The sequence below is a fragment of the Sphaerisporangium melleum genome (assembly GCF_014646695.1).
Classification (GTDB): domain Bacteria; phylum Actinomycetota; class Actinomycetes; order Streptosporangiales; family Streptosporangiaceae; genus Sphaerisporangium; species Sphaerisporangium melleum.
In genome coordinates this window covers 264,080-270,851 of sequence record NZ_BMNT01000004.1, presented here as the reverse complement: position 1 = coordinate 270,851, position 6,772 = coordinate 264,080, and the positions used below count along the sequence as shown (strand labels likewise).

General features: G+C 70.9%; 5 protein-coding genes. 4 read left to right on the top strand and 1 reads right to left on the bottom strand.

Features of this window, described 5'->3' with window-relative positions:
• Nucleotides 1-1,047: dolichyl-phosphate-mannose--protein mannosyltransferase (locus IEY93_RS05365; RefSeq protein ID WP_189161802.1), on the top strand; the 1,047-nt coding region annotated here is incomplete at its 5' end.
• Here the strand turns inward: IEY93_RS05365 and IEY93_RS05360 are convergent.
• Nucleotides 1,044-2,621, bottom strand: a complete 1,578-nt coding sequence (locus IEY93_RS05360) for a phospholipid carrier-dependent glycosyltransferase (protein WP_189161801.1) — start codon at nucleotides 2,619-2,621, stop codon at nucleotides 1,044-1,046. The genes IEY93_RS05365 and IEY93_RS05360 overlap by 4 nt on opposite strands.
• 111 nt (nucleotides 2,622-2,732) lie before the next feature.
• On the opposite strand from IEY93_RS05360, the gene IEY93_RS05355 reads away from it, so the two are divergent.
• The 3 genes from IEY93_RS05355 (at nucleotide 2,733) to IEY93_RS05345 (ending at nucleotide 6,763) form a co-directional block, all read left to right on the top strand.
• Entirely contained in the window at nucleotides 2,733-3,956 is a 1,224-nt protein-coding gene (locus tag IEY93_RS05355) for a glycosyltransferase family 2 protein (protein WP_203968012.1), read from the top strand.
• Between the two features lie 135 nt (nucleotides 3,957-4,091).
• Entirely contained in the window at nucleotides 4,092-5,885 is a 1,794-nt protein-coding gene (gene metG, locus IEY93_RS05350) for a methionine--tRNA ligase (protein ID WP_189161800.1), read from the top strand.
• Entirely contained in the window at nucleotides 5,882-6,763 is an 882-nt protein-coding gene (locus tag IEY93_RS05345; RefSeq protein ID WP_189161799.1) for a TatD family hydrolase, read from the top strand. Before metG ends, IEY93_RS05345 begins: the two co-directional genes overlap by 4 nt.
• Nucleotides 6,764-6,772 lie beyond the last annotated feature (9 nt).

Sequence of the window (6,772 nt, the reverse complement as noted above, 5' to 3'; positions counted from 1 at the left end):
CGCACCGCTCTGCTGGACGTGTTCCTGATGTTCTGGGTGCTGGCCGGGTTCGCCTGCCTGGTCGTCGACCGGGACGCCACCCGTGCCCGCCTGGTCACCTGGTACGAGAGCGCCGCCCCTGAGACGCCCGGCGGGCCGTGGCTGGGCGCGCGGCCCTGGCGGATCGCCGCGGGAGTGTGCTTGGGGGCCTCCTGCGCGGTGAAGTGGAGCGGCATCTTCTTCCTGGTGGCGTTCGCGGTGATGAGCCTGATGTGGGACGCCGGGGCGCGGCGGGCGATCGGGCTGCGCCGCCCGTACGGCGGGATGTTCCGCCATGACCTGCCCACCGGCCTGGTCGCCATGGCCGCCGCCCCCGCCCTGGCCTACACCGCGTCCTGGGCCGGCTGGTTCGCCACGCCGTACGGCTGGGGGCGCAACTGGGACCAGGCCACCTCCGGCGGCTGGGCCTACTTCGTCCTCGACTCGGCCCGGTCGTGGGTGGACTACCAGGTGCAGGTGCTCACCTTCCACACCGGCCTGGCCCAGTCCCACCCGTACCAGTCGTGGCCCTGGCAGTGGCCGCTGCTGCTGCGTCCGGTCTCCTTCCACTACCCCTCGGACGTCAAGGGGTGCGGGGCCGCGCAGTGCTCGGAGGCGATCCTCGGGGTGGGCACCCCGGTCATCTGGTACGGCGCCGTGATCGCGCTGATCGCGATGATCGCCTGGTACGTCTCGGGCCGTGACTGGCGCGGTGGCGCCGTGCTGCTGGCCTACGGCGTGGGGTTCCTCCCCTGGGTGTACTACGCGATCGCCGACCAGCGCACGATGTTCCTGTTCTACATGGCCCCGCTGCTGCCGTTCATGGCGCTCGCGCTGACCCTGTCGGCCGGGCTGCTCATCGGGCCGGCCGCACCGCAGGGCTCGCGGCGCGCGGTCGGCGCCGCGGTCACCGGGGCGTTCATGCTCCTGGTCATCGTGAACTTCGCCTGGCTGTACCCCGTGCTGTCGGCCGAGACGATCCCGTTCGAGGACTGGCACCGGCGGATGCTGTTCCCGAGCTGGATCTAGGGGGCTCCCGCTCCGGCGGCTCCGGCCGGGCCAGGCTCGGCGGTTTCCAGCAGGCCGGGCCCGGCCTGCTCGGCGGGTTCGTCCGGGACGGGCCGCCGCCTGGCCGGGCGCAGCCCGTGGCGCACCGCGATGGCCGCGGCGAGGAAGGCCAGCGGCGCGGCCGGCAGCAGATAGCGGTAGTCGAACTCCGCCGTCGCGGCCGGGGCGACCACCAGCGCCGACGCCGCGACCAGCGGCAGCAGCGCGGGCCCGCCCAGCCTGCGCCAGCGCGCCACCACCCCCGCGGCGCCCACCAGCAGGGCCAGCCCGAGGCCGAGGCCGGGCAGGAAGAAGACCCGCTGGTAGCGCTCCATGACGGTCGCCCACGGCCAGTACACGCGGGTGCTGGCCCGGCCCTGCTCGTAGGCCACCATGTCGCGGTCGGTGGTGCCCAGGTAGCTCGGCCACTTGGGCAGCGACGTCAGCAGCCGCTCGGGGTCCTTGGCCGAGACGCCCTTGCCGAAGAACTGGTACTGGTTCCAGGTGTTGGCGTCCGGGAACACCGGCCGGTCCCAGCGGAAGCTGCGCAGCAGGTCGCCGGTGACGGCCGACAGGTAGTCACCGGGCTGGGCGATGATCGCCCGGCGGGCGAACTTGCCCGCCGCGTCGTTGATGGACCGGTCGAACTTGTCGGTGCCCCAGCGGTGCAGCACCTCGCCGAGGCCGCTGTACCACAGGTAGAGCTGGGAGAACTCGCTGCGCTCGACGTTGGGGTTGTTGCACAGCGGGATGAGGTCCTGCTCGCGCTGCAGGTCGGGCTTGATCTTCTTGCAGTCGGCGAACTTCGCGGTGCGCATGTACAGGATCAGCCCGTCGCTCTGCGTCATCGCGAACTGCCCGTTGACCGCGGAGAACCACCCCATGTACGCCACGACGGGCACCGCGCACGCGGTCACCACCGCCAGGATGGGCTTCCAGTGCGTCCGTTTGATCAGCAGGAAGACCACGACCACCGCCAGGATGGGCAGCCCGATGCTGCGGGTGAGCGCGGTGAGCGCGAGCAGCAGGCCGACGGCGACCCCGGACCGCCACGACAGCCGCCGGTGCCACAGCACCAGCGTCACCAGGCCGACGATCAGCAGCGTGAACATCGAGTCCGACATGATCATCTGTTCGAGCTGGATCTGGTAGGCGTCGAACAGCACCGGCACGGTCGCCAGCGTCGCCCCCCAGTCGGGCAGCCCGAACTTGCGCCTCAGCAGCGCATAGACCAGCACCGCCGTGGCCAGGCCCATGAGGTGCTGGGTGAACACGACCAGCGCGAAGCTGTGGAACGGCTTGAGGATCAGCAGCCAGAAGCCGTACCCGTCCGGGCGGATCGGGTGCGGCCGCGGGTGCAGGGCGACCGAGACGTACTCGTAGGAGTCGTTGAACCACATCGCCGGCCGGTAGCCCAGCATCGCGATCAGCCGCAGCAGCGCGCCGAGCGTGACGCAGATCACGAACAGGCGCCGCTGCCTGAGAAACCCCAGGATGCGTGCACCCCGGCGCGGCGTCGGCACGCCGGCCTGTGCCGGGTCGGCAACAGTCACCATGGATTACAGGATGCCAGCCCTTTCGACGTCTTGACCCGAGCAGCAGGGGGCAGAGGGCATCATGGTTGAACTACGCAGACGATGATCGAGGCACTAACGAGGGGTTTCGACGTGGAACTGACCGTGGTCATGCCATGCCTGAACGAGGCGGAGACCGTCGAAACGTGTGTCCGCAAGGCATTGGCCTGCATGGCGGAGCATGGCATCGAGGGCGAGGTGGTCATCGCCGACAACGGCAGCACCGACGGTTCTCAGCAGCTCGCCCGCGACGCCGGCGCCCGCGTCGTCCACGTGGACGCCAAGGGGTACGGCAATGCCCTGATGGGTGGCATCCGCGCCGCGCGCGGCCGCTACGTGATCATGGGTGACGCCGACGACTCCTATGACTTCACCGCGCTGCTGCCGTTCGTGGAGCAGTTGCGCTCCGGCGCCGACCTGGTGATGGGCAACCGCTTCCGTGGCGGCATCGCCCCCGGCGCCATGCCGCCGCTGCACCGCTACCTGGGCAATCCGGTCCTGTCGTTCATCGGGCGCCTGTTCTTCCCCAGCGAGATCCGCGACTTCCACTGCGGCCTGCGCGGGTTCCGCCGAGAGTCGATCCTGCGGCTCGGCCTGCAGACCGGCGGCATGGAGTTCGCCAGCGAGATGGTCGTCAAGGCCACCCTGCAGGGCCTGGACGTGCGCGAGGTGCCGACGACGCTCAGCCCCGACGGCCGGTCCCGCCCGCCGCACCTGCGCTCCTGGCGGGACGGCTGGCGCCACCTGCGCTTCCTGCTCCTCTACAGCCCGCGCTGGCTGTTCTTCATCCCCGGCCTGGTCCTGATGGTCGTCGGCCTGGCGGTCGGCACGGCGCTGACCTTCGGGCCGGTCCGCATCGGGAGTCTCGCCTTCGATGTCGACACCCTGGTCGGCGCGTCGGCGAGCGTGGTGATCGGCTTCCAGGCGGTGCTGTTCGCGCTGTTCACCAAGGTGTACGCCGCCGAGGAGGGCTTCCTGCCCGAGGACAGGCGCATCAAGCGGCTCGTGGACATCGTGACCCTGGAGAAGGGCCTGGTGGCGGGCGGTGTGCTCGCCCTGGCCGGTCTGGCCGGCCTGGTCGCCTCGCTGGCCCACTGGCAGGTGCGCGACTTCGGTGAGCTGATCCCGGCCGAGTCGCTGCGCCTGGTCGTGCCGTCGGCGACCGCGCTCATCGTGAGCTTCCAGACCATCTTCGCGTCGCTGTTCATCAGCATCCTCGGCATCCGCCGTACCAAGGAGACCCCGGCCGACGTGGCCGCCTCCGCCGCGGAAGAGGCCGCCGAGGCCGTCCAGCGCGAGGCCACGCCCGCCGCCTGAGCCTGCCCGCGCGTCGCGTCCAGAGCCGCCTGACACCTTGACACACCGTCAGGCGGCTCTCGCGCGTCCGGGCGGGTCCGGCGCGTTGTGGGTAAACGGTTCGAGCCGTTCCGCCCGGGCATCTAGGCTTGTGCCATGTCCCAGCACATCTTGACCGCCGTCGCGTGGCCCTACGCGAACGGCCCCCGCCACATCGGGCACGTCTCCGGGTTCGGCGTTCCGTCCGACGTCTTCAGCCGCTACCAGCGGATGGCGGGCAACAAGGTGCTGATGGTGAGCGGCACCGACGAGCACGGCACGCCCATCCAGGTGCAGGCCGACAAGGAGGGCGTGTCCGCCCGCGAGCTCGCCGACCGCTACAACCGGGTGATCGCCGAAGACCTCACGGCTCTCGGCCTGTCCTACGACCTGTTCACCCGCACCACGACCAGCAACCACTACGCCGTCGTCCAGGAGATCTTCAAGGGGCTGTACGCCAACGGCTACATCTTCCCGAAGACCACGATGGGCGCGGTGTCCCCGTCCACCGGCCGCACGCTGCCCGACCGCTACATCGAGGGCACCTGCCCCATCTGCGGGTACGACGGGGCGCGCGGCGACCAGTGCGACAACTGCGGCAACCAGCTCGACCCGATCGACCTGATCAACCCCAAGAGCAAGGTCAACGGCGAGACGCCGAAGTTCATCGAGACCGAGCACTTCATGCTCGACCTGCCCGCCTTCACCGAGGCGCTGGGCGGCTACCTGCAGGCCAAGCAGGGCGAGTGGCGGCCGAACGTCCTGAAGTTCGCGCTGAACCTCCTCGGCGACCTGCAGCCGCGCGCCATCAGCCGTGACCTCGACTGGGGCGTGCCGATCCCGCTGGACGGCTGGCGCGACCGCAACGACAAGCGGCTGTACGTCTGGTTCGACGCCGTCGTCGGCTATCTCAGCGCGTCCATCGAGTGGGCCCGCCGGTCCGGCGACCCGGACGCCTGGCGGCAGTGGTGGCAGAACCCCGACGCCCGTGGCTACTACTTCATGGGCAAGGACAACATCGTCTTCCACGCCGAGATCTGGCCGGCGATGCTGCTCGGCTACAACGGCGAAGGAGCCCGCGGCGGCACCGCCGGCGCGCTCGGCCGGCTCGACCTGCCGTCCGAGGTGGTCTCCAGCGAGTTCCTGACCATGGAGGGACGCAAGTTCTCCTCCAGCCGCCAGGTCGTGATCTACGTACGCGACTTCCTGCAGCGCTACGACGCCGACGCGCTGCGCTACTACATCGCGGTGGCCGGGCCGGAGAACCAGGACACCGACTTCACCTGGTCGGAGTTCGTCAACCGCAACAACGGCGAGCTGGTCGCCGCCTGGGGCAACCTGGTCAACCGTTCGATCTCGATGGCCGCGAAGAACTTCGGCGCCATCCCCGAGGCGGGCGAGCTGACCGACGCCGACCGGGCGCTGCTGGAGCGCAGCCGCGCGGCCTTCCCGGCCGTCGGCGCCGAGCTCGGCCGGTCGCGGTTCAAGAACGCCGTCACCGAGGCGTTCGACGTCGTACGGGACGCCAACCGCTACCTCGCCGAGCAGGAGCCCTGGAAGCTCAAGGACGACCCCGAGCGGGTGAAGTCGATCCTGCACGTCGCGCTCCAGGTGGTGGACGACGCCAAGACCCTGCTCACCCCGTTCCTGCCCACCTCGTCCAACAAGGTCCACGCCATGCTGGGCGGCGAGGGCGTGTGGTCGGGCATGCCGCAGATCCGCGAGGTGGACGACGAGGGCGGCCGCGGCTACCCGGTGATCACCGGCGAGTACGACGGCGCCGCCACCTGGGAGTCCCGGCGCATCCAGGCCGGCACCCCGCTGGCCCCGCCGACCCCGCTGTTCACCAAGCTGGACCCCAAGATCGTGGACGAGGAGCTCGCCCGCCTGGAAAACCCGCCGTCCGCATGAGCACCACCCCCGCCGCCTCCGGCGGGCCCGCCCGGCCCGCCGCGCCGCCGCCGCTCGGCGCCGAGGTCTTCGACAGCCACTGTCACCTGGACATCATGGTCGGCGACCGCAAGGCGTCCTCCGGTGACCCGGTGGCGCTCGCCGCGCAGGCGGCGGGCGGCGGGGTCGAGGCCATCCTCGCCGACGCGCGGGCGGTCGGGGTCACCCGGCTGGTGACCATCGGCTACGACCTGCGCTCCTCCCGGTGGAACGCCGAGACGGCCCGCACCCACGAGGGCGTCTACGCGGGCGTGGCGATCCACCCCAACGAGGCGCACGCCGCCACGCCCGAGACGCTCGCCGAGATCGAGAAGCTCGCCGGCGAGCCGCACGTGCGCGCGGTGGGCGAGACGGGTCTGGACTACTTCCGTGACTGGGCGTCGTACGACGACCAGCAGGCGTCCTTCCGCGCGCACATCGAGATCGCCAAGCGCACCGGCAAGGCGCTGGTGATCCACGACCGGGACGCCCACGACGACGTGCTGCGCGTCCTGGCCGAGGAGGGCGCGCCGGATGTGGTGGTGTTCCACAGCTTCTCCGGCGACGCCGAGCTGGCCCGGCGCTGCGCCGAGGCGGGCTACGTCATGTCGTTCTCCGGGCCGGTCACCTACAAGAACGCCGGTTACCTGCGCGAGGCCGCCCGGGTGGCGCCGGTCGAGCTGATGCTGGTGGAGACCGACGCCCCCTACCTGCCGCCCACCCCGCACCGCGGCAAGCCCAACGCGCCCTACCTCATCCCGCTTACCTTGCGCTGCCTCGCCGAGGTCAAGGGCATGGAGGTCGACGACCTGGCCGCCGCCATCAACGCGGGCGGCGAACGCGTCTTCGGCGCCTGGTGACACCGGCGC